This window comes from Dermabacter vaginalis, assembly GCF_001678905.1.
In the GTDB taxonomy this organism is placed as follows: Bacteria; Actinomycetota; Actinomycetes; order Actinomycetales; family Dermabacteraceae; genus Dermabacter; species Dermabacter vaginalis.
Genome location: NZ_CP012117.1, coordinates 2,011,674 through 2,033,272, shown reverse-complemented (window position 1 = coordinate 2,033,272; position 21,599 = coordinate 2,011,674). Strand labels below are relative to the sequence as shown.

Here is a 21,599-nt window from a genome sequence, read left to right as displayed (position 1 = left end):
AAGGAGTTGTCAACGATGCCTTCTTCTACCCTATCCCCGGATACATCTCTACATACCCGTCCGCCAGCTCGAACCACGGCGGCTGCCGGACTCTTCGCATTCCTCACCGTTCTAGCTGGAATGCTTGGGCCAGTTCAGTCGGCAGTCAATGGGCGCCTCGGTACTGATGTTGGCGATGGGCACCTCGCCGCGATCATCTCATTCGGCGGTGGTCTCATACTGATGTTCCTCATTGTGTTGCCTGTCCCGAAACTGCGCCGAGCGTTCTTTGCCCTACCTGGGCAGTTGGTCCGCCGAGAGCTGCCGTGGCCTAACTTCTTTGCAGGTCTCTGTGGTGCGGTCATCGTGCTTTCCGAGGGGATAAGTGTCGGAGCACTGGGAGTTGCAACATTCCAGACGTCACTCATTTCCGGCATGGTCATTTCCGGTGTGATGTGCGACCGTCTTGGCATTGGCGTCGAATTCAAGCAGGCCTTGAGCTTCTTTAGAATTCTTGGAGCCGTGCTCGCAATCGTCGCCACTCTCCTCGTTGTCTCCCCCAACTTCGAGGTGCCTCACATGATCGCGCTTGCGATTCTCCCGTTCGCGGGTGGCCTTCTTGCCGGCTGGCAGCCTGCAGGTAACTCCAATATCGCTCGTCTTGCTGATTCGATGCTCGTTTCCATTACATGGAACTTCGTCATCGGCTTCACGGCGCTTACTCTTGCATTCCTTATTCGCGTTGCCATGGGAAGCGGCGAGTTCGTCGCCCCTAGCGCATGGTGGATGTACCTGGGTGGACCGCTTGGTCTGGCATCCATCGCTCTGATGGCGCTTCTTGTGCGCAAGCTCGGGCTTCTCGTACTGGCGCTGTGCTCAACCGCCGGACAGCTCATTGGCTCAATCCTCATCGACAGCTTGCTCCCCGGAATGGGGACGGTCCACACGATGACGCTCATTGGTGCTGCTGTGGCTCTGGTGGCCTCGGGTGTTGCGCTCATTCCCTCCCGCCGAATTCGTGACGATGATTCATCTGCTGACATCAACAGCTCACTGGACGGAAAGGCGCTGGCATGAGTTCAGAGTTTGGTCATGTACAAACTGTTCTGGGAAAAGTTCACGCTGATGAGCTAGGCATCACCCTGCCTCATGAGCACCTATTCAACGACTTGTCGTCGGTGCTTGCTGAGCCCACATACGAGTTCAGCACGAAGATAATCCGTCAAGAGGTAACGCCAAGCTGGCAGTGGGCCCTCAAGCAAGACCCATATTGCTGCGCCGATAATGTCGCAGCAAAGCCAGTTGATGATATTGTTCGCGAAGCGGAGATCTTTCAGGCGCTCGGTGGGAAGACGATCGTTGACGCAACAGGCTCAGCAAAGATTGGTCGTAATCCCGCTCGCCTCAAGGAGGCAGCCGAGCGCACTGGCTTGCACGTCATTATGGCGACCGGTACTTATCTTGAAAAATTTGAAAGAGCGGATATCGCCGGCCCCAGTGTTGAAGAGATTCGCGATCGCTTCTTGGAGGAACTCACCAATGGTGTTGAAGGCGTGTTTCCGGGCCTAATTGGTGAGATTGGGGTGTCGCCCGCCTTTACTGACGGTGAACGCGCGGCACTAAAAGGTGCCGGGCTAGCCCAGGCTGAATTTGGGGGCGTAGCGCTCAATATTCATATGCCTGGTTGGCAACGTCGCGGCGACGAGGTTCTCGACATCGTTCTCGATGAATGCCATGTTGATCCCCGTAAAGTGTCGCTCGCGCATTCGGACCCCTCAGGTGAGGATCTGGATTACCAGATGCGACTACTTAAGCGAGGCGTATGGCTTGAGTTCGACATGATCGGCCTCGACATTACTTTCCCCGGAGAAGGTATCTCACCAACCATCTCCCAAACGGCAAGGACAGTTGCAAATCTCATCAATGAGGGTTTTGGTGACCAGATTCTGCTTAGTCATGACCTGTTTCTGAAGCAGATGTGGGCATCCAAAGGCGGTAACGGCTTTACTGTGGTTCCATCTGTATTTCGGGAGTTGCTGATTGCCCATGGGATCGATGGGTCAGTTGTTGATGGACTGATCACAACGAACCCACAGCGGTACTTAGGGGATGCTATTCGCTAACGGAGTTATCCGCCTCATATGTTGACGGCTGGCTGCAATTTCGAGCCGCAGCCAGCCGTCTCCCATTTAGCTATCCAAGGAGATCCCATGAATCGCGTTATCGTCGTAGGTTCAGTCAACCAAGATGTCACTGTCAAGGTCGAGCGCCATCCTCTGCCCGGGGAAACTCTCACCGGCAATGGGCTCTCGTACAGACTTGGCGGGAAGGGTGCGAATCAAGCGGCAGCGGCTGCCCATGCGGGGGTTGAGACCGTGTTCGTAGGTGCCGTCGGAGCCGATAGCACCGGCGATTCGCTTCGCGATGAGCTCGCCATGCACGATGTAAATATGGAGCATCTCGCCACTATCGATACCGCAAGCGGGAGTGCTTTCATCACAGTGGCTGCAAACGGCGAGAATACGATCGTACTTGACCCCGGGGCAAACGGGCAGGTGGCGTCCGGCGCACTTGACGCCATTACTGATCTTGACTCCTCTGATGTTGTGGTACTACAAGGGGAGCTTCCGCTCGAGGTAAATATCCGTAGTATCAAGATTGCCGCAAAGGTGAACGCACGAGTGGTGTGGAATCCCGCCCCGGCGATATCGCTAAGCGATATCGATCTCACCGCTGTGACAGTACTTGTAGTTAATGAGACCGAAGCTGGGATCGCCCTCGATGTCAAGGTCCCCGAGGGGATCGAAGCAGCACTTGAGGCTGCTGAACACCTGCGAGCGCTGGGCCCCACGGCCGTACTTATTACACTGGGTGAGAAGGGCGGCGTGTGGGCCGACGGCACCAGTAACGGGCATTTTCCTGCCACGAAACCCTCGCGGGTTGTAGACACCACAGGTGCAGGAGATGCCACGGTGGGGGTACTCAGCGCAGCCCTCGCGAAGGGATACTCGTTCCCAGATGCAGTCGCAGAGGGACTGAAGGCTGGATCAGCAGCCGTGGAGAACGAAGGCGCCGCGGCCAGCTACAGCGTGATCACTCCGCTGGCATAGTCGACGTCTGACGTCTTATACGTTGCCTAAGGGAGTATTCATCGCCTAATCCTCGAGGACGATGCCTACCGGGCCAAGTTCAACACCTTCCGCTCACACCGAGCGCTGGCCTGAAACCGGCTATCTGAGGTCCACCGCGGCTTGGCCGACCCCGCGACCCTAACTTTCTTAAGCCTGAAATCCTGCCAACTACTTCACGCGGGACACTTGTGAGCTAGTTGTACTGACCGGGGACGTTAGTTGACTTGCGTGGCATCGCCCGGGCTCTGTATCCTCGGCAGCATGTACTCAGGCATCGCCTCGATGAAGCTGCGTTCCGTCCGCTGACGGCGGCGGGACCCCTTATGACCTCTCGTCTGCCGTCCTGGCCATCTGCCGGGCGGCCGCTTCGTGGTGCCCGGCTCCATGACGAGCTGAAAGTACGCAATGCCAACCACAGAACCTTTACGATCATGTGCCTGGATCGGGACACCCCAAGGGCCCGCTGCACACATCCGCGCTGAATCACTCCACCTGACACTCGGCGACAGGCCGCTGCTGAGTGGGACTGACGTCACCGTCTCCACCGGGTCGCGACTGGCGATCGTCGGCGACAACGGCCGGGGCAAGACCACCTTGCTCCATATACTGGCGGGGATCTTGAAACCCGACTCGGGAGTGGTGACCCGGGTGGGTTCCCTCGTCCTGGTCAAGCAGGACATGGCCACCGAGGGCGATCGCACGGTCGGTGACCTCATTGCCGAGGCGACCGCCCCATCCAGGGCCGCTCTGCAGGCCCTCGACGTGGCTACCGCGGCGCTGGCCGCGGGCGATGACGCGGCCGACGCCTATTCCGCCGCACTCGAGGCGGCGACGCGGCTGGACGCCTGGGATGCAGACCGCCGTGTTGACATCGCCCTGGCGGGCCTGAACGCCTGTAGCGACCGCGATCGGGTCCTGTCGACCTTGTCGGTCGGCCAGCGGTACCGGGTACGGCTGGCGGTCGCCCTCGGATCGACCCCTGACCTGTTGCTGCTGGACGAGCCCACCAACCACCTGGACGCTGCAGGGCTGTCCTTCCTGACTGAGCGCCTGCAGGACCACCCCGGTGGCCTGGCCTTAGTCAGCCACGACCGCGCCCTGCTGCGCGACGTGGCGACCAGCTTCCTGGACCTCGACCCGACCCGCGATGGCCTTCCGCGCACCTACGCGGGCGGTTACGAGGGCTGGATCGAAGGGCGGCAACGAGAACGGGCCGCCTGGGAGCAAGACCATGCCGCCCAGGTCGCCCGGCATCAGGAACTGACCCGCGCCGCCGCCGACGCACGCTCCCGCCTGTCGCAAGGCGGTTGGCGACCCGACAAGGGAACGGGCAAGCACCAACGGGCCACGCGCGCTGCCGGGGTGGTACAGGCTTTCAACCGCCGCATCGTGGACCTGGAGCGTCATCAGATCGACGTGCCAGAACCACCGCTGCGGTTGGCATGGCCCACATCGTCAGCGCGGACCGGTCAGAACATCGTCAACGCCTCCATGCTCACCGTGACTGACCAGTTGGCCACCCCGGTCTCGGTGGACATCAGCGGTGGAGACCGGTTGGTGGTCACCGGGCCGAACGGTGCCGGGAAGTCCACACTGTTGGGGCTTCTCGGTCGGCGACTGGCCCCGAGTACAGGCCAGCTGCGGGTGAACCCGAGGGCGCGCGTCGCCCTGTTGTCTCAAGAGGTCCCTGACTGGGACGACGCCCTCCCCGCACACGTGGTCTACGAGACGTACCTGGCCACGCAGGGCCGCCGATCACAGGCACCCTCCCTCGGCTCACTCGGGCTGCTTGAGCCCGCGGCAACCCGCACACCCGTGGGGCACCTGTCGCAAGGGCAACAACGCCGCCTCCATCTGGCCATGTGCCTGGCGGTGGACCCGGACCTGTTGCTCCTGGACGAGCCCACCAACCATCTGTCATCGAGCCTCGTCGACGACATCACCACCGAGCTCCTGCGGACCTCCTGCGCCACGATCGTCGCCACGCACGACCGGCAGATGCTCGACGACCTCACCGACTGGCCCCACCTCAGCCTTGCCCCAAAGGACCTGCCATGAACCCCCTTCGCCCCTTGTCCGTCCCCGGCTACCGACCGCTGTATGCAGCGATGGTGCTCACCGTCTTCGCCCAGGGCGCCTGGGCCCTCTACTTAGCCATGCAGACCCTCGACCTGGGCGCCACGGCGGCCACCTTGTCGGGTGTCGTGGCGTGGAGCGGCATCGGCCTGCTCGCAGGATCCTTGCCCGCCGGGGTACTTGCGGACCGCGTCGCCAAGAAGTCCGTCATCGTCGGCGTCCTCACTGTCAACCTCGCCGCCTCGACGACGACCTCCACCGCCGCCATCTTCGACGCGGCCACTTTCTGGATGCTGGCAGTGTCCGCGTTCGTCATCGGCGTCTCGACCGCCTTCTTCTTCCCGGCCTACACCGCGCTCGTGCCCGTCCTCGTGGGAAGCGACGACCTGATGGCCGTCAACGGGCTCGAAGAGACCACCCGGCCGCTGGTAGGACAGACCCTCGCCCCCCGGCGTCGTCGGTGCCGTCATCGGCGCGAGCGTGCCCGCCGCGGGCGGGTACCTCATCGCCGGCGCGCTCGGACTCGCCCTGATCGCCGCCCTGCGGCTTCCTGCCCCTTGCTCAGCCGAGACCGACGCCAAAGCTCCGGCCACCTCTGCGCTGCGGGACCTGCTCGACGGGTTCGGCTACGTCGCCCGCACGCGCTGGGTTCGCTCCAGCGTGCTGTTGGCGGCCGCCATGGGCCTGGCCGTGACCGGTCCGCTGGAAGTTCTCCTGCCCGCGGTCATACGCTCGACCCATGACAACGGTCCGGCTGTGTACGGAGTCGTCCTCGGAGTTCTGGGCGTCGGCGGCCTGGTGGGTTCCCTCGTCGCCGGCTCATGGCCCACCCCCTCACACTTCCTGCCCGTAATGGTCGGCGCATGGGCACTCGGCTGCCTTCCACTGGCCATCCCCGCACTCACCAACAATCCGTGGATCATCAGCGCCGGACTGGCGGTCTACGGTGCGTCGATCGGAGTCGGGATGATCATCTGGGGCACGGTCCTGCAGGAACACGTACCGCTGGAGATGCTCGGCCGAGTCGCCAGCCTCGACTTCTTCATCTCCATCGCCTTCATGCCACTGTCCATCGCACTCACCGGACTCCTCAGCCGACACATCGCCGCTGCCAGCTTGTTCATCGCCGCCGGACTCGTGCCGCTCGCCACGACGATCCTCCTTGCAGTCCTGGGGCAACTCCGAACGCCGCGGACGACGCCCGTCGCAGCAGGTGAGGAGTGATGCACGCCAACGCCACCCTGACACCTCGCCACCGGCTCAAGGTGGCCCAGCTCGTCGTCGACGACGGTTGGCCCATCAGCGAAGTCGCCGCCCGCTTCCAGGTCTCCTGGCCGACCGTGAAGAGGTGGGTCGACCGCTATCGCGCCGGCGAGTCGATGCAGGATCGCTCGTCCCGGCCGAAGACCTCACCGAACAAGACGGACAAGGCGACGACGAAGCGGTGCGTCAGCCTGCGGATACGGCTGCGTGAGGGCCCCGTGCAGCTCGCCGCCCGACTCGGCATCGCGCCCTCGACCGTCCACCGCATCTTGGCCGGTGCCCGACTGAACCGGCTCTCCTACATGGACTGCGAGACTGGCGAACCGATCCGCCGGTACGAACACCCCCACCCCGGCTCCCTGGTCCACGTGGACGTGAAGAAGCTCGGGAACATCCCCGACGGCGGCGGCTGGCGCTACGTCGGCCGCCGCCAGGGCGACCTCAACCGAACGGCGACACCGGGTAAGCCGAAGAGCAAGTGGCACAACCCCAGGCTCGGGTACGCGTTCGTGCACACCGTCATTGACGACCACTCCCGCGTCGCGTACACCGAGGTCCACGACGACGAGACCGCCGTCACCGCGGTCGGAGTCCTGCATCGGGCTGTGGCGTGGTTTGCCGATCGCGGCGTCGCCGTGGAGCGGGTGCTGTCCGACAACGGTGGCGCCTATCGCTCGCACCTGTGGCGGGACACCTGCGAGGCCCTCTCGATCACCCCGAAGCGGACGCGTCCGTACCGGCCGCAGCCCAACGGCAAGGTAGAGCGCTTCCACCGGACCATGGCCGACGGGTGGGCCTACGCCCGCTGCTACACCAGCGAGCAAGAACGACGCGACGCCCTGCCGGATTGGCTGCACCAGTACAACCAGCACCGCCCGCACACGGCCTGCGACAACCAGCCGCCGTTCTCACGATTGATCAACGTCCCCGAGCAGTACAGCTAGTGCACTAGTTGATTGCGGCTGAAGTCAGTGGCCCTTAGGAGCACGCGAAGCTAGAAACGACGCCCATAGTCGAGCGATTGCGGACGCAATTGCCGAGCCAAGGACCAAGGCGCAAATTGCCACGACCCAGAGAACGATCGCTGCATCCTTTAGGACGGTTTGGCTAAGAATTATGGCTGTGGCCGCGATCAGGCAACCGGCAATGATTCCGATCTGCGAGGCTTTCATCTAGGCTCCTGTCGCTCCAACTAGGCAAAGCACTTTCCAACGTAGGCTCCACCGAGAGTTGTGATCCCAGCTGCGCAAGCGATGCATCCAGTCCCAACCGTTACGGCGCATAACGGTGCGCAGATTCCTACAGTAGCAGTGGCTGCTACAACGGAAACTCCAGCAGCAGTTAAGCAATCGATTACGTTGGAGTTTTTTGTACTGTTCGTCGCTAATGAACTTGCTTCGGTGTGCTCTCACGACGTCGTCCCAGGTTCCGGAAGGGTTGGGGCCGCTCGGTCCGATCTTTGGCGGAAAGGGGCTGCGGTGAGGGCTCGTGTCCGGTTGTGGTGCCGGTGTCATTGGTGCTGTCGCGTGTCAGCGGCTAGGAACTGTACACGACCGTGGGGCGTGCACGTATGGATACTGACAAATCCGCAAGGTCAGCCGAGCAGCCCCTCTTCACGCGCCCGCGCGAGCGCCGCCGTTCGGCTCGATACCCCGAGTTTTCCGTACAGGCGGGCGAGGTGGGTCTTGATGGTCGTGGGGGAGAGGAACAGCTCCTCGCTGATCTCGCGATTGCTCAAACCGCGATCGAGCGCATTGAGCACATCCCGCTCGCGCCCCGTGAGGGTGATGCGGTCCTTGCGCATCTCGCGCAGGAGCTTGCCCGCGACGACGGGCGCGAGCACCACCTCGCCGCTTGCGGCGCGCTGCACCGCACTCGTGAGGTCGGCTGGCGCGGAGTCTTTTAAGAGGTACCCCTGGGCGCCGGCCTCGACGGCGGCGAGAATCTCGGAATCGTCGTCGTAATTGGTGAGAACGAGAATGCGCGGGTGATCCCCCCGTGCGCGAATAGCGCGAATCGCCTGCACGCCGCTCATACCGCCGTTCGCGAACCGTAGATCCATGGTCACGAGGTCGACATCGCCCTCGCTGGCTCTTTCGACCGCCTCTTCAGCGCTGGGTGCTTCAGCGACGACAGTGAAGTCGTCGTGGCTTTCGAAAACGGCGCGTAGCCCCGCGCGCACCACGGGGTGGTCGTCGGCGATGAGGATGGAGATCATGTGTGCGCTCCTTATGCAGTAGCGGGGTGGAGTGGGGACAGGTCAGTGAGGGGAAACGGGCGAAGCTGGAGGGTCCGACGGTGTCTGGGACACGGGGATCGTCACGCTTATGAGCGTGCCGTCCCCGGGCGCGGCAATGATCGCGGCATTTCCGCCGAGCTCACGCGAGCGTTGCACGACGAACCCGAGGCCGTAGCCGCCACTATCGCTACGTGGGCCGAGCAACGCTTCATCAACGTCGAAGCCGCGACCATCATCTTCGATGTCGATATGCAGCTCGCCACCGTCAGTGTAGGCCCGAACCTCGATCCGCGAGGCACGTGCGTGGTCGAGGGCGTTCGCGAGGGAGGACTGCACGATGCGCACGAGGCTCGTCGCGGTCGTCATATCTAGTTCAGGCAGGTCCGGCGCGACGCGACACTCGATCACCGGCGTGGTGCCGCGACGGTTCGACACTGCCCTCGAGCGTGCAGTTTCAGCGACGCGTACCAAGGCAGCCTCGAGGCGAGTGGGGCCCGATCCCTTCGGCGTGAGGTGGGTGATCGCGCTTCGAAGTTCGCTCAAGGCTTCCGAGGTGGCGTCGGAAGCGGACCTCACGTGCTCGAGCGCCCCCGCGCTCTCACCCGAGTCGAGTGCCTCCTCCGCGAGACCGAGCCGCAAGATCACGCTTGAGAGCGACTGTGCCGTCGTGTCATGAAGGTCTCGCCCGAGGTGTTCGCGCTCGGTAATGCGGGCTTTCTCGCGCTCAGATTCGACAAGCTGACCTTGAGCGTCGCGAAGCTCGGCGATCACGGCGTTCTTCTGGAGCGCCTCGAAGCGCATCGCGCGGTACATGTGCATGAACGCGAGCATGAGCACGGCGATCAGGAGTGGCCCCACGATCGTGCCCGTCGAAGCACCGTGGTGAAAAACCTGCCCCACGATCGTGAAAACGGTGAGGCCGAGCGTCACGAAAGCCCCGGTGCGTTCGGGAAGCAGCCACTGGGAGATGCCAATGAGGGCGAAAAGGAAATAGGTCGCGTGGGGTGTTTCCGCGATGACCATCGCCCACGCGGACGCAAGAACGGCGATGTACACGAGGGGGCGCCAAGAAAAAACTGTCGCTGGCTCGGCGTGAATGTCTCCCGCGTGCATGAGCAACACGCCGCCCACGAGCATGACAACGAGCGTCACGAGACTGAAGATCACGACGCTCGATGTGTGCGGAGCCGCGGCGAAGGTGCTTTCGAGGATGGGAATCGCAAGGAGCACGCACGCGAGTGTGGCTGCCCCCACGACGTACGGGGTGCGGGCTGAGGTGGGCATATCACCGATCCTAATTCCCTGGCCCGTGAGGTCGTTCCTCCAAAAGGATGAACGAAGAGGGTACCGACGGGAGGTACCGGAGGGGAGGGCCGGATCGGCACAGTAGAGACATCATCAAACGCCGTAAGGAGTTCACCTCATGTTTCTTGCCATTCGAGACTTGCGCTTCGCGAAAGGCCGCTTCGGTCTCATCGTTGCCGTCGTCTCCCTCATGACGTTCCTCGTGACGTTCCTCGCCGGCCTCACCGGTGGCCTCGCCATGCAGAACATTTCCGCGATGCTCTCGCTCAATCCTGACAAGGTTGTTCTTTCGGTCGACGAGGGTGAGCAGGAAGAGTTCTCGAACTCGGAAATCACCAAGGAACAGTTCGATGCGTGGGCCGCGAAGGCCGGTGATAACGCGGTAACCCCGCTCGGTATCTCGAGCGCGCTGCTCGACACGGGTGAGAAAACCGAGTCGGTCGTCCTCATGGCCGAACCGACGGGCACCGACGAACGCGTCCCCGAAGCCGGCAAGCTCGTGCTCGGCGAAACAACGGCCGAATCGCTCGGAGTGCAAGCGGGCGACACCGTTGACGTTGCGGGGGAGAGACTCGCGGTGGACCGCGTGATCAAAGATGAGTTCCATTCACACCGCCCAGTCGCGTTCGCGAGCCTCGACACGTGGCACGATTTCCTCGAACGCACGCATCAGCCCGGCGGGTATGCCACGGCCATCCTCGTGGGCGCGGAAGGGGCCGACGCCTCCTCGGCCCTCACCGATGACGACATCACGACACTCGATCGCGACCAGTCCACGACCACGAAGTCGCTCCTCCCGTCGCTCCTCGCGATCGGCTCGTTCCGCTCGGAGATCGGCTCGCTCGCGATGATGATCGCTCTCCTCGTTCTGATCTCGACCCTCGTGATCGGCGTGTTCTTCCTCGTGTGGTCGATGCAGCGCCAGCGCGACATCGCGGTTCTCAAGGCGATCGGCGCCCGCACGGGCTGGCTCGCGGGTGACTCGCTGTGGCAGGCCCTCATTGTGCTCGGCATCGGCTCGCTCATCGGCGTGGGGCTCACCGCCGGGCTCGGCGTGCTCGCCGCCAACGCGATGCCGTTCGTCATGAACGCGCTCACGCTCGTGGGCGTTCCGATCCTCATGCTTCTCGCGGGTCTCGTGGGCTCGCTCGTGTCGGTCCGCACGATCACGAAGGTGGATCCGACGAAGGCCCTGCAAGCGTCGGCGGCCTAACCCGCACGGCCCTGCCTTGCCCCGCACTCTCACACGAACCTTGATGAAAAGGACGAAAGCCATGCTGAACCTCACCGACATCACCCTCACCTACCCCGACGGCGGCTCAACCGTCACCGCGGTCAACCACGCGAACCTCACGGTGAACCCGGGCGAATTCGCCGCCGTGACCGGGCCCTCCGGGTCAGGCAAATCTAGCCTTCTGACCGTTGCGGCGACCCTCACGAGCCCCGATTCGGGAAGCGTGAAGATCGCGGGTATCGAGACGACGTCGCTCAACCAGAAGAAGAAAACCGAAGTGCGCCGCGACCACGTGGGTATCGTGTTCCAGTCGCCGAACCTCATCCCGTCGCTCACCGTCGCCGAGCAGCTCGAGATTGTGGCACGTCTCGGCGCGGGAACGTTCAAGGGCATCTCGAAAAAGGAGCGCCAGGAACGCATCGAGTCGGCGCTCGACGCCGTGGGGATGCTCGATCGCGCGCATCACCGCCCGGGTGCGCTCTCGGGTGGTCAGCGCCAGAGGGTCAACATTGCCCGCGCGATCCTCCACCAGCCCGAGGTTCTCCTCGTGGACGAGCCGACGAGCGCCCTCGACCAGGAGCGCTCCAAAGCGATCATCGAACTGCTCGCGGAGACAACCCGCACGCGCGACCTCGCGACCGTCGTTGTGACCCACGCGCAAGAGCAGCTCGACGAGTTCGATTCCGTGTACCGCATGGTTGACGGCGTTCTTACCGCCGAGAGGGCGCGGGGCGAAGCAGCCGTCGGAGCCGGTTCTCACGCCCACCCGCGCGAGAAGGTTTTTGCCCGCGCCTGAGCGCCAAGCCGCATCCCCGAAGGCCGCCGGAGATGATTAAGAGCGGCGAGTGGGATCACGTTCTCGTGGCGACCGGCTCGAAGCCGCGCATGCTTGATCTTGGTGACGCGAGGGAGGTCGTCGAAGCGACCGATGCCCTCCTCGCGCAGGACGACTTGGGTAGGAAGGTTGTCGTCATCGGCGGCGGCCTCACGGGCTGTGAGCTTGCCCTTTCTCTCGTCGAGAAGGGCCGTGAGGTCACGATCGTCGAGGTCGAAAAGGATCTGCTCGCGAAGAATGGCCCCCTGTGCCACGCCAACCACGACATGCTCCACAAGCTCGTGCCGTACCGCGGTATCGAGGTGCTCACGGAAGCCTCGGCGATTCGCACGACCGAGAAGGGCCTGCTCGTGAAGGTCGATGGCAAGGAGCGCGAGCTCGAAGCCGATTCGGTGGTGTCCGCGATCGGGTACGCGCGCGATAGCGCGATGTGGGAGGCGATCACGGACGTGAACGTGCCGAAGAATATTCTCGGTGACGCCCGCAAGATTTCGAACATCCAGTACGCGATCTGGGATGCGTACGAGGTGGCGTCGAAGCTCTAACCTCTCCTGGATTCCATAGGGTTTGTGGGGGTTATTCCGGTCGTGACGGCTGGGATAACCCCCGCAACGTCTATGCAATCCGGTGGAAAAATGGAGCGGATGACGGGAATCGAACCCGCGCTGTCAGCTTGGGAAGCTGAAGTTCTACCATTGAACTACATCCGCGAATGTGCCTCCCCAGTGTAGCCGCCGCGCGCCGCACCTCCAAACCGGCGTGAGGCAAGTGGCCTCGAGTTAAGATAGAGGCGTGCTTCTCAGTGATCGTGATATTCGCGCGGAAATCGAGGCGGGCCGCATCGGCATCGCCCCCTTTGGTGATGAGTTCGTTCAGCCTGCGTCCGTGGACGTGCGGATCGATCGATTCTTTCGACTCTTCGACAACCACAAGTACGCGATGATCAACCCTGCGAAGGAGCAGGCGGAGCTTACGCGCCTCGTGGAGGTCGATCCTGACCAGCCGTACATGCTGCACCCTGGCGAGTTCGTGCTCGCCTCGACCTACGAAACGGTGAGCCTCCCGAACGACATCGCCGCGCGCCTTGAGGGGAAGTCGAGCCTCGGCCGCCTCGGGCTTCTCACCCACTCGACCGCGGGCTTTATCGACCCGGGGTTCGAGGGGCACATCACCCTTGAACTCTCGAACATGGCAACCCTGCCCGTGGCGCTGTGGCCCGGCATGAAGATTGGCCAGCTGTGCTTTTTCCGCCTCAGTAGCGAGGCGGAACATCCGTACGGCTCGGAGGGGAACCTCAACAGGTACCGGGGGCAACGGGGTCCGACGGCTTCCCGCTCCTACATGAACTTTCACCGCACGCAGATCCCCGCAACACCCTTGGAGGAGACCCCGTGACGCACACGCTTGTTCTCGATCAAAGCTACGGGCTCGATGATCTCTTCGCGCTCGTGCTCAACCGTTACCCGCTCGCACGCAAGAAGAAGAAAACGATTCGCGTGAGCGATACGACCTCGCTGGTGTGGCACCCCTCGAAGAATGAGGCGAGCATCGAGGTTCCCATGCATCGCGATGGCGGCCCTTCGGACGTCCCCGATGGTTACGGCTTCGATACGGCCTTCCCGAACGGCGTGCCCGCGGGGGAGGAGCGCGAGATTCTCGAATTCGCCCTCAATGTTGTGCGCCGCCTCGGCGGGAAACTCGTGACCGACACGGGCCACGAACTCGCCCCGCATCAGTTCATGCAGCCTGGCCTCCACGTGGTCGCGGCCTACGAGCTCGCTCCGAAAGACCTGCTCGAGATCGTGCAAAAGATCGTCAAGGAAGCGGAGATCGTGGGGGAGGCCGACGGTTTCCCCTACATGCTCTCCGCCCCAATTTTTGCGCACGCCGACCTTGTGGTTGAGGCATCGACGCTCGAGGGTGAAATTCCTGCGATCGAGCACGTCGAATGGGTGAAGGAAGGTGCGGCGCTGTACACCGTGGCCTATCGCCCCGATGACCCTTCGACGCTCGTTGCCGAAAACCCCGAGAAGTCGCAGATTCGTGAATGGCGCGAGGCCTACCTCGGCTGTAGCGCTGTGGCGCGCGCGATTTGGGACGAAACCGGTGGGTTTGTGCTTGACCATGAAGATTTCCTCGTGGAGCCGAACGAACTGTTCTAAAAGCAGCGTGAGACCCAGTGCACAAAACGGGACTTAAGTTGTATTCTTGAGGTGGTTCGCAGGACCCCCATGCGGAGTGAAGCGTGGCCTTGCGATGAGGAGAAGTCAATGAAGACGATGACGAAGATGTTGTCCGCAGTCGCTTCGTGCGCCACCGTCGCGCTCATGGTCGCGGGATGCTCAAGCTCTCCCGTGAACTCGGAATCTTCACCGAAAGTTGCTCCTTCCTCGACGCACGAGCAATGGGTACAGGATGCCCGAGTTCGCCTCGACGGTCAGGGCAGCCGCTACTTTCCGAAGGTCAGCCGAGAAGAAGCGCTCGATGCCGAATGGGCACGTATCGAAAGTGCCTATGCATCGCAAGGCCGCACAGCACCCGAGAAACCAGACAGCCCTGCGGAAGTAAAGGACGATCAAGACGCCTGGGTGCGGTGTATGCACGACGACGGCTGGAGCGACACCGATGTTTCCTCCGAAGGTATTGTGACGCGGGGTGAGTTTTCGCTGAGCAAGCCGCTTGAATGGTCCGTTTCGGAATATGGATGCTCCGCGAAATTTACATCGCTGGGGGAGATGCCAAACGAGAGGCAAGCAAGCGATTTGTGGCAGTTCCAAAAAGATGTCGTCATTCCGTGTCTCGAAAAGCAGGGGGTGACTATCGCGGGCTTCCCTTCCGAAGAGGAGTACCTGGACCGGTACTTCAGTGATGGTTCGCTCGAGCTCGCGAGCGCATACGCTACCGGTGATGTCCAGCAGCGACTACTCGAAGGGAAACTCGAGTGTCGCGTACTTCCCGAGGGATGGGATTATTCCGTGTAGCGGGACGGTTCGCCGCGTCGCGCGTATGACTTGATAAACTTAAGCGTCCCCGCACCGACACTACGAGGACGGATACCCCCGCATGATTATCGCCATCGCTGCGCACTTCGCGATGGCACTTATAGCGCCCCTCCTCGTGAAATGGTGGCGGCAAAAGGCATTTCTGCCGATCGCGCTTATTCCTGCAGCCACGGCGGCGTACCTTCTCTCGCACTCACCGGCTGCGCTCGCCGAGACCCCCGCGGTGGAGACTTACCCGTGGATCCCGCAGTTCGGGATCACGCTAAGCTTCGCGCTCGATCCACTCGCGTGGCTGTTCGTGCTCATCGTTTCGGGTATCGGCACCGTCATCATGCTGTACTGCTCGCGGTACTTCAAAGAAACGGAGCCGTCGCTCGCGCGATTCGCGGGTGTGTTCACGGCATTCTCGGGGGCCATGCTCGGGCTAGTGCTCGCCGACGACGCAATGATGCTGTTCGTGTTCTGGGAGCTCACGACCGTGTTCTCCTACCTGCTCATCGGCCACTACGTCACGAAACAGGCCTCCCGTCGCGCCGCGATTAACGCACTCATCTCCACGACCGCAGGCGGCCTCGCCCTCATGGTGGGGCTCATCATGCTCGGCGTTAAAGCCGGCAGCATGCGAATCTCCGAGATCCTCACGTCGCCCGCGTTTGCCGCGGTGTCGCCGTACCTCGTTGTGGCCCTCGTGCTCGTGCTCATCGGTGCCGCAACGAAATCGGCGCTTGCCCCCGGGCACTTCTGGCTCCCCGGTGCGATGGCCGCACCAACACCGGTATCGGCGTACCTTCACGCCGCAGCCATGGTGAAGGGCGGCATCTACGTTCTTTTGAGGTTCGCCCCGCTCCTGGCCACCGTCGGACCTCTCACGATCGCGGTTTCCGCCCTCGGTGCCGTGACCATGCTGCTCGGTGGTTGGCGTGCCCTCCGGCAAACCGACATCAAGCTCCTGCTCGCGTACGGAACGGTGTCGCAGCTTGGATTTATGGCAGCGATCGCGGGGATCGCGACACCCGAAGCGGTTTTTGCCGGCGCCATGCTCACGCTCGCCCACGCGCTCTTCAAAGCGCCGCTCTTTATGAGCGTGGGCATCATCGACAAGTGCTACGGCACACGCGATCTGCGTGAACTCCACGGCGTTTTCAAGGACCTCCCGATCGTGGGCATTGTCGCGTTCGTGAGTGCGGCATCGATGGCCGCTTTCCCGCCGCTGTTCGGGTTCGTGGCGAAGGAAGCGGTGTTCTACACCTTCGCCGAGGGGGAGCCGTGGGGCCTCGCGATTCTCGCCGCGACCGTCGCGGGATCCGTGCTCACGGTCGCGTATTCGTGCCGCTTCTTCTTCCACGTGTTCCCCGGCGCACGCGGCGTGAAGCACAAGCAGCCCACGCTTCGTTTCCAGCTCATCCCCGCGATCGTTGCGGCTGCGAGCCTCGCCGCGATCGTGCTCGCGCCGCAACTCGAGGTTCTCGCGACCCTCATCGCGGGTGGCACGAGCGCGAAGGTGGGGGAGCTCGGCCACCTCGCCGTGATCCCCGACCACGTATCGCTCCCGCTCCTCTGCTCACTCGCAGCGCTCACGCTCGGTACCGTGCTCGCGATCGCCCACGCACCGTTCGAACGTGTGCAAAAGGCGGTAAGCCCGCAGAACACGGCCCTTGGGCGCTGGTGCGACGCAGAAAGACTTTTTCGCGCATCCATGCGTGAAGTCGATTCGCTCGCGGTGCGCACAACCGCCTTCTTCCAGCGAGGCTCGCTTCCCGTTCACCTCGGCACGATCTTCCTCGTGTTCGTCGTGGTGCTCGCGGGAGCCATCGCCTTCACGGGGAAGGCCCCCGACAACCTCGTGTTATTTGCTCACCCCGCCGAAATCGCCGTGGTGGGCTTCGCCGGCCTCGCCGCGCTCGGCGCCGCGCGCGCACGGCGCCGGCTCAGGGCGGCCCTCCTTATTTCGGGCACGGGCTTTGGCGTTGCGCTTTTGTTCATGATGTACGGCGCACCCGACGTCGCCGCGACCCAGCTTTTCGTTGAGTCGATGATGACCGTGGTGCTCATTCTTGTGCTGCGCCGCCTCCCCGCCCACTTCTCGATCCGCCCTCGCCGTTTCGACCAATTCACGCGCTGGTCGATCGCGATCCTCACGGCCGCCGTGATCGTGACCGTTTTCGCGTACGCGGCTGGTGCACGGATCGCCGCGCCGATCGGTCCCGAACTCATCGAGGCGGGATATGAAATCGGCAAGGGCCACAATGCGGTTAACGTTGCTCTCGTGGATGCGCGTGTGTGGGACACGATGGGCGAGATCGCGGTGGTCCTCGTCGTCGCCTCCGGCATCGCCTCCCTCATTTTCGTGCGAAAACGCGAGCAGCAGATCGTGCGCGTGGGGGACCTCGAAGAAGACCTGTCGATTTGGCGGCGGAGTTCCGATCCTTCCATCCCCGAGAACACGCTTCGATTCCACAATGAAAGCGAAGACCTCGAAGGCAACCGCGGCGCCACGTGGCTCCTCGCGAGCCGCACCCTCGCACCCGAGCGGCGCATGGTTGTGCTTGAAGTGATCACACGCCTCGCCTTCCCGATGCTCATGGTGCTCAGCATTTACTTGCTGTTCGCGGGCCACAATTTCCCCGGAGGCGGCTTCGCTGGCGGCCTGGTCGCAGGTCTCGCGATTACGCTGCGCTACCTCGCCGGAGGCCGATACGAGCTCAACGAGGCTGCACCCGTGCAGGCAGGGGCCCTCCTCGGCGTAGGCATGGTGCTCGCATTACTTACCGGCATCACGCCTCTTTTGCTAGGCGGCACCGTGTTCCAGAGCTACGTGTGGATCGGGCATCTGCCCGTGCTCGGTGAAATCGAACTCGCGAGCGCACTCATGTTCGATATTGGCGTGTACCTCATCGTCGTGGGGCTCGCCCTCGACATCTTGCGCACGCTCGGCGAACAAATCGATAGGCACCAGGAGGCGGAGCTCGATGCACGTTAGCCTCCTCGTTCTTCTCCTCGCCGCAGTGCTCATCGCGAGCGGGATCTACATGCTGCTCGAACGCACCCTTTCGCGCATCATCATGGGCGCGGTCCTCGCAGGTAATGGCATCAACCTTTTGTTCCTTCTCGCGATCGGCACCCCCGGAACTCCCCCGTTCGAAGGTTCGGGGGCGGTCGAGGGCATGAGTGACCCGCTCCCTATGGCGATGGTGCTCACCGCGATCGTGATCTCCTTGGCTCTCACGGGCTTCGGCATGGCGCTCTCCTACCGCTCGTGGCAGCTTTTCGGCCACGACGAAGTCCCCGATGACGTTGAGGATCTTCGCATTGCCGACCGCTCGCGCAGGCTCGTGGAACGCCACCGTCACGAGCACATCGAGCGTGTGGGCTTTGAAGCCGACGAGCAGCGCGAGGAACGTGAGCGGGAACGCATGCAAGAAGAGGCCGAAAAGGCTTGCGCGAGGTCCCAGGATGACCGGAGCGACGATATCTCCGACGACTTCACTTCCGACGAGGATGTGGAATACAGCCTGACTGAAAGTGACACGGACGACGAGGAGGAGAGCTCATGAGCCCCGAGATTCTCCTCGCCGCACCCGTGATGCTTCCGCTTCTCGGCGCCGCCTTCGCACTGCTCACGCGCCACCGCACTCGACTCCAGCTCGCCGTATCGATCGGCACGCTCAGCGTGAATCTCGTGATTGCGGCGCTGCTCATGTACTGGATCAACGAGAACAACATCCTCGTGCTCCAGATCGGCAAGTGGACGCCCACGCTCGGCATCGTGCTTGTCGCCGATAGGCTCACGGGCCTCATGCTGTTCGTTTCCTCATTTGTGACGCTCGCCGTGCTTATCTATGCGAGTGCCCAGACCATCTCCGAACACATCGAGTCGACGCCGATCGCGATCTTCCACCCTTCGTACCTTCTGCTCGTCGCGGGAGTCTCGAACGCGTTCCTCGCGGGCGATCTGTTCAACATGTACGTGGGGTTCGAGATTCTTCTCGCCGCCTCGTTCGTGCTGCTCACGCTCGGTGGGTCCGCCAGTAGGGTGCGAGCCGCGACGACATACGTGATCGTATCGATGGTGAGTTCACTGCTTTTCCTCGTGGGAATCGCGAGTTGCTACGCAGCCGTCGGAACCGTCAACCTTGCCGAAATTGCCGCACGCATGGACCACGTGGACCACCATGTGCGCCTCCTCATCGAGTTCGTGTTGCTCCTCGCGTTCGGGCTCAAGGCGGCGATCTTCCCGCTTTCCGCGTGGCTGCCCGACTCCTACCCAACCGCACCCGCGCCCGTGACCGCGGTGTTTGCCGGCCTCCTCACGAAGGTGGGGATTTACGCGATCATCCGCCTCGAAACCCTTATGTTCCCCGAATCGGAAATCTCGACCGTGTTGCTTGTTGCGGCCGGATTCAGCCTCGTGATCGGCATTTTTGGGGCGATTGCGCAAACGGACCTCAAACGCGTGCTGTCCTTTACCCTCGTGAGCCACATGGGCTACATGATGTTCGGTATTGGCATCTCCTCGCAGATCTCCATGACGGCAACCGTGTTCTACGTGGCCCACCACATTACGGTGCAGTCCACGCTGTTCCTCGCGGCGGGTCTCATCGAACACGTGGGTGGCACTACGAACCTCGCGAAGCTCGGCGGGCTCGCAAAGGCCGCGCCGTGGCTCGCGATCCTCTTCTTCGTGCCAGCGATGAACCTCGCGGGTGTGCCCCCAATGAGTGGTTTTATTGGAAAGGTGGGCCTCGTTATCGGCGGTATCGAGCGTGGGAGCGTGCTCGCGTGGATCCTTGTGGCGTTGAGCGCTATTACCTCGCTTCTCACCATGTACGCCATCGCGAAGGTGTGGAACCGCGCCTTTTGGCAAGAAACCCCCGAGCAAATCGCGAAAGATAAGCCTGTGACGCCCCTGCTCATGAGTGGTTCGACAGCCACTCTTGTGGCTTTCTCCCTCGCTCTCACGGTGTTTGCCGGGCCCCTGATTGGTTATAGCGATAGGGCGGCGCACTCGCTGCTCGAACGCGTCCCTTACGTGAATGCCGTACTTGGCGACGGTGCCGCCGATCGTCTCGTATTCAACATCGACGATGCCGGTGGAGGGCAGGTGGCGCCCGAATGACACGCCTCCTCAACCGCGTCCGCGTACTGCCCACGCATGCCCTTGGCATCGTGGGGGGCGCCCTCGCATGGTGCCTCCTGTGGGGAGAATTTAGCGTTCTCAGTATTCTCGGCGGGCTCCTCCTTGGCGCGTCGATCTACGTGATGTTCCCCGCGCCCCCGCTGAGCCGCGAAGTCACGCTACGACCCGTGAGCGCGCTCGTCTTTTTCGCGCACTTCGCGAAGGATCTGGTGGCGGGCAGTATTCAGGTCGCACGCTTTGCCCTGAGGCCTTCCGGAAGCCCCGGCTCGAGCGTGCTCGCCGTGCAATTGCGCTCGCGAAGCGATCTGTTTCTCTCGTTCACGGGCATCCTTGCCACTCTGATTCCCGGCTCGGTCGTGGTGGAGGCGCAGCGTGCCACGGGGACCCTGTTCTTCCACGCGATCGGCGTGACCACAAAGGAACAGATTAAGGCGCAGCATGACAGCATCCTGCGCCAGGAGGAGCGCCTTTTGCGCGCGTTTGCCTCACGCGAGATTCTCAACAGTGCCGGATACAGCGTGAGAGGGGGCGAGGCTGATGTTTGACACCATCCTTCTGGGCGCCGCGATCGCGCTCGGTCTCATCTCGATCCCGATCGTGTACCGCATGATCGTAGGCCCCACCATTATTGACCGTGCCGTGGCGCTCGACATGCTCGTTGTCCAAGTGGTCATGGGGCTCGCGCTCTATTCGGCCTGGACCGGCACAAGCTTCGCGGTCATCCCCGCCCTCGCCCTCACAGCGACCGCGTTCATCGGCACCCTTTCGCTCGCGAGATTCGTCGCTCGCGCCGACGTTCCCGAACGAAAGGAGGGCGTTGAGTGAGCATCGCTGAAATTCTCGGCTCGATCCTCATCGTGATCGGCGTGCTCATTGCGGCGATCGCCATGGTGGGTCTCGTGCGGTTCAACGACGTTCTTTCGCGCATGCACGCCGCGTCGAAGCCGCAAACGCTCGGCCTCGTTCTCGTGCTTGCGGGAGCGGCGATCGCCTCTAAGTCGCTTGCGCTCGCGGGCATGCTTGCGCTCGTTCTCGTCGCACAATTCCTCACGATGACCGCCTCGAGCGCAATGCTCGGGCGTGCCGCGTTCCGCCGCGGCTTCCTCCTGGGGAGCGATTACGCGTTCGACGAGCTCACGCCGCGACTCTCCATCGGTGGTGAGGGAGATGACGACGACGATGGCTTTATCGATCCGGAAGCAGACGCTCACCCCGATAGGGAAACCGAGGATGCGCTCCCCACAAACGTTCTCACGCACACGATGGGTCTCGAGCTTGCGGAACTCAAAGAACACTTCGACGAGGGCGACCTCGACGAGAGTGCGGAGGGCACCAAGGACACGTTCGCGCGCGAGCGGGAGTCCGGCGGGCACTAGGGGGTGGGGCCCGCGAAGGGGT

General features: G+C 62.7%; 20 protein-coding genes, 1 tRNA gene and 1 pseudogene. 19 read left to right on the top strand and 3 right to left on the bottom strand.

Annotated elements, in window-relative coordinates; translation table 11 throughout:
* The first annotated feature begins 15 nt into the window (after nt 1-15).
* From DAD186_RS08975 to DAD186_RS08945, 7 genes and pseudogenes are all read left to right on the top strand, one after another.
* Entirely contained in the window at nt 16-1,056 is a 1,041-nt protein-coding gene (locus DAD186_RS08975) for a DMT family transporter (protein ID WP_074298235.1), read from the top strand.
* Nucleotides 1,053-2,102, top strand: coding sequence for a phosphotriesterase family protein (locus DAD186_RS08970; RefSeq protein ID WP_065248375.1), 1,050 nt, complete (start codon nt 1,053-1,055; stop codon nt 2,100-2,102). The genes DAD186_RS08975 and DAD186_RS08970 overlap by 4 nt, the downstream gene beginning before the upstream one ends.
* Before the next feature lie 87 nt (nt 2,103-2,189).
* Complete coding sequence (locus tag DAD186_RS08965; protein ID WP_065248374.1) at nt 2,190-3,089, top strand: ribokinase; 900 nt, start codon at nt 2,190-2,192, stop codon at nt 3,087-3,089.
* A 426-nt stretch (nt 3,090-3,515) separates the two neighbouring features.
* Complete coding sequence (locus DAD186_RS08955; protein ID WP_065248372.1) at nt 3,516-5,168, top strand: ABC-F family ATP-binding cassette domain-containing protein; 1,653 nt, start codon at nt 3,516-3,518, stop codon at nt 5,166-5,168.
* A pseudogene (locus tag DAD186_RS11210) lies at nt 5,165-5,533 on the top strand (MFS transporter); the annotation flags it as partial. The gene DAD186_RS08955 and the pseudogene DAD186_RS11210, both read left to right, overlap by 4 nt.
* Nucleotides 5,534-5,666: 133 nt before the next feature.
* A complete protein-coding gene (locus DAD186_RS11205; protein ID WP_250647502.1) occupies nt 5,667-6,410 on the top strand; it encodes an MFS transporter in 744 nt (247 codons plus the stop codon).
* Nucleotides 6,407-7,393, top strand: a complete 987-nt coding sequence (locus DAD186_RS08945; protein ID WP_065248371.1) for an IS481 family transposase — start codon at nt 6,407-6,409, stop codon at nt 7,391-7,393. The genes DAD186_RS11205 and DAD186_RS08945 overlap by 4 nt, the downstream gene beginning before the upstream one ends.
* A gap of 650 nt (nt 7,394-8,043) precedes the next feature.
* Here the strand turns inward: DAD186_RS08945 and DAD186_RS08935 are convergent.
* Together DAD186_RS08935 and DAD186_RS08930 are read right to left on the bottom strand one after the other, a co-directional pair.
* Nucleotides 8,044-8,667, bottom strand: a complete 624-nt coding sequence (locus DAD186_RS08935) for a response regulator (protein WP_065248369.1) — start codon at nt 8,665-8,667, stop codon at nt 8,044-8,046.
* Nucleotides 8,668-8,709: 42 nt separating this feature from the next.
* A complete protein-coding gene (locus DAD186_RS08930) occupies nt 8,710-9,972 on the bottom strand; it encodes a sensor histidine kinase (protein WP_065248368.1) in 1,263 nt (420 codons plus the stop codon).
* Between the two features lie 139 nt (nt 9,973-10,111).
* Here DAD186_RS08930 and DAD186_RS08925 point away from each other — a divergent pair, with 139 nt between their 5' ends.
* The 3 genes from DAD186_RS08925 (at nt 10,112) to DAD186_RS08915 (ending at nt 12,607) form a co-directional block, all read left to right on the top strand.
* Entirely contained in the window at nt 10,112-11,206 is a 1,095-nt protein-coding gene (locus DAD186_RS08925; RefSeq protein ID WP_065248367.1) for an ABC transporter permease, read from the top strand.
* Nucleotides 11,207-11,267: 61 nt separating this feature from the next.
* On the top strand, nt 11,268-12,023 hold the full coding sequence (locus DAD186_RS08920; protein WP_236886242.1) for an ABC transporter ATP-binding protein: 756 nt from the start codon (nt 11,268-11,270) through the stop codon (nt 12,021-12,023).
* Between the two features lie 32 nt (nt 12,024-12,055).
* Complete coding sequence (locus DAD186_RS08915) at nt 12,056-12,607, top strand: FAD-dependent oxidoreductase (protein ID WP_065248366.1); 552 nt, start codon at nt 12,056-12,058, stop codon at nt 12,605-12,607.
* A 91-nt stretch (nt 12,608-12,698) separates the two neighbouring features.
* Here the strand turns inward: DAD186_RS08915 and DAD186_RS08910 are convergent.
* Nucleotides 12,699-12,772 (bottom strand) — tRNA-Gly (locus DAD186_RS08910).
* Between the two features lie 82 nt (nt 12,773-12,854).
* On the opposite strand from DAD186_RS08910, the gene dcd reads away from it, so the two are divergent.
* The 9 genes from dcd (at nt 12,855) to mnhG (ending at nt 21,577) form a co-directional block, all read left to right on the top strand.
* The gene (dcd, locus tag DAD186_RS08905) at nt 12,855-13,457 is read left to right on the top strand and encodes a dCTP deaminase (protein ID WP_065248365.1); all 603 of its coding nucleotides are present in this window, start codon (nt 12,855-12,857) and stop codon (nt 13,455-13,457) included.
* Nucleotides 13,454-14,224 carry a hypothetical protein gene (locus DAD186_RS08900; RefSeq protein WP_065248364.1) on the top strand — a complete coding sequence of 257 codons (771 nt, stop codon included), beginning with the start codon at nt 13,454-13,456 and terminating at the stop codon, nt 14,222-14,224. The genes dcd and DAD186_RS08900 overlap by 4 nt, the downstream gene beginning before the upstream one ends.
* A 108-nt stretch (nt 14,225-14,332) precedes the next feature.
* Entirely contained in the window at nt 14,333-15,043 is a 711-nt protein-coding gene (locus DAD186_RS08895) for a hypothetical protein (protein ID WP_065248363.1), read from the top strand.
* Nucleotides 15,044-15,125: 82 nt separating this feature from the next.
* The gene (locus DAD186_RS08890; RefSeq protein WP_065248362.1) at nt 15,126-18,044 is read left to right on the top strand and encodes a Na+/H+ antiporter subunit A; all 2,919 of its coding nucleotides are present in this window, start codon (nt 15,126-15,128) and stop codon (nt 18,042-18,044) included.
* A complete protein-coding gene (locus DAD186_RS08885) occupies nt 18,034-18,618 on the top strand; it encodes a Na(+)/H(+) antiporter subunit C (RefSeq protein ID WP_065248361.1) in 585 nt (194 codons plus the stop codon). Before DAD186_RS08890 ends, DAD186_RS08885 begins: the two co-directional genes overlap by 11 nt.
* Nucleotides 18,615-20,180, top strand: a complete 1,566-nt coding sequence (locus tag DAD186_RS08880; protein WP_065248360.1) for a Na+/H+ antiporter subunit D — start codon at nt 18,615-18,617, stop codon at nt 20,178-20,180. Before DAD186_RS08885 ends, DAD186_RS08880 begins: the two co-directional genes overlap by 4 nt.
* The gene (locus DAD186_RS08875; protein ID WP_065248359.1) at nt 20,177-20,746 is read left to right on the top strand and encodes a Na+/H+ antiporter subunit E; all 570 of its coding nucleotides are present in this window, start codon (nt 20,177-20,179) and stop codon (nt 20,744-20,746) included. The genes DAD186_RS08880 and DAD186_RS08875 overlap by 4 nt, the downstream gene beginning before the upstream one ends.
* A complete protein-coding gene (locus tag DAD186_RS08870; protein ID WP_065248358.1) occupies nt 20,739-21,026 on the top strand; it encodes an MrpF/PhaF family protein in 288 nt (95 codons plus the stop codon). Before DAD186_RS08875 ends, DAD186_RS08870 begins: the two co-directional genes overlap by 8 nt.
* Nucleotides 21,023-21,577, top strand: coding sequence for a monovalent cation/H(+) antiporter subunit G (gene mnhG / locus DAD186_RS08865; RefSeq protein ID WP_065248357.1), 555 nt, complete (start codon nt 21,023-21,025; stop codon nt 21,575-21,577). Before DAD186_RS08870 ends, mnhG begins: the two co-directional genes overlap by 4 nt.
* The last annotated feature ends 22 nt before the right edge of the window (nt 21,578-21,599 follow it).

Bases quoted from the DNA above. Each gene is read 5' to 3' on its own strand.
- DAD186_RS08955 (WP_065248372.1), top strand. From the start codon at position 3,516: ATGCCAACCACAGAACCTTTACGATCATGTGCCTGGATCGGGACACCC.
- DAD186_RS08890 (WP_065248362.1), top strand. From the start codon at position 15,126: ATGATTATCGCCATCGCTGCGCACTTCGCGATGGCACTTATAGCGCCC.
- DAD186_RS08920 (WP_236886242.1), top strand. From the start codon at position 11,268: ATGCTGAACCTCACCGACATCACCCTCACCTACCCCGACGGCGGCTCA.
- DAD186_RS08875 (WP_065248359.1), top strand. From the start codon at position 20,177: ATGACACGCCTCCTCAACCGCGTCCGCGTACTGCCCACGCATGCCCTT.
- DAD186_RS08880 (WP_065248360.1), top strand. From the start codon at position 18,615: ATGAGCCCCGAGATTCTCCTCGCCGCACCCGTGATGCTTCCGCTTCTC.
- DAD186_RS08975 (WP_074298235.1), top strand. From the start codon at position 16: ATGCCTTCTTCTACCCTATCCCCGGATACATCTCTACATACCCGTCCG.
- DAD186_RS08885 (WP_065248361.1), top strand. From the start codon at position 18,034: ATGCACGTTAGCCTCCTCGTTCTTCTCCTCGCCGCAGTGCTCATCGCG.
- DAD186_RS08965 (WP_065248374.1), top strand. From the start codon at position 2,190: ATGAATCGCGTTATCGTCGTAGGTTCAGTCAACCAAGATGTCACTGTC.
- DAD186_RS08935 (WP_065248369.1), bottom strand. From the start codon at position 8,667: ATGATCTCCATCCTCATCGCCGACGACCACCCCGTGGTGCGCGCGGGG.
- DAD186_RS08870 (WP_065248358.1), top strand. From the start codon at position 20,739: ATGTTTGACACCATCCTTCTGGGCGCCGCGATCGCGCTCGGTCTCATC.
- DAD186_RS08925 (WP_065248367.1), top strand. From the start codon at position 10,112: ATGTTTCTTGCCATTCGAGACTTGCGCTTCGCGAAAGGCCGCTTCGGT.
- DAD186_RS08895 (WP_065248363.1), top strand. From the start codon at position 14,333: ATGAAGACGATGACGAAGATGTTGTCCGCAGTCGCTTCGTGCGCCACC.
- DAD186_RS08915 (WP_065248366.1), top strand. From the start codon at position 12,056: ATGATTAAGAGCGGCGAGTGGGATCACGTTCTCGTGGCGACCGGCTCG.
- DAD186_RS08970 (WP_065248375.1), top strand. From the start codon at position 1,053: ATGAGTTCAGAGTTTGGTCATGTACAAACTGTTCTGGGAAAAGTTCAC.
- DAD186_RS08930 (WP_065248368.1), bottom strand. From the start codon at position 9,972: ATGCCCACCTCAGCCCGCACCCCGTACGTCGTGGGGGCAGCCACACTC.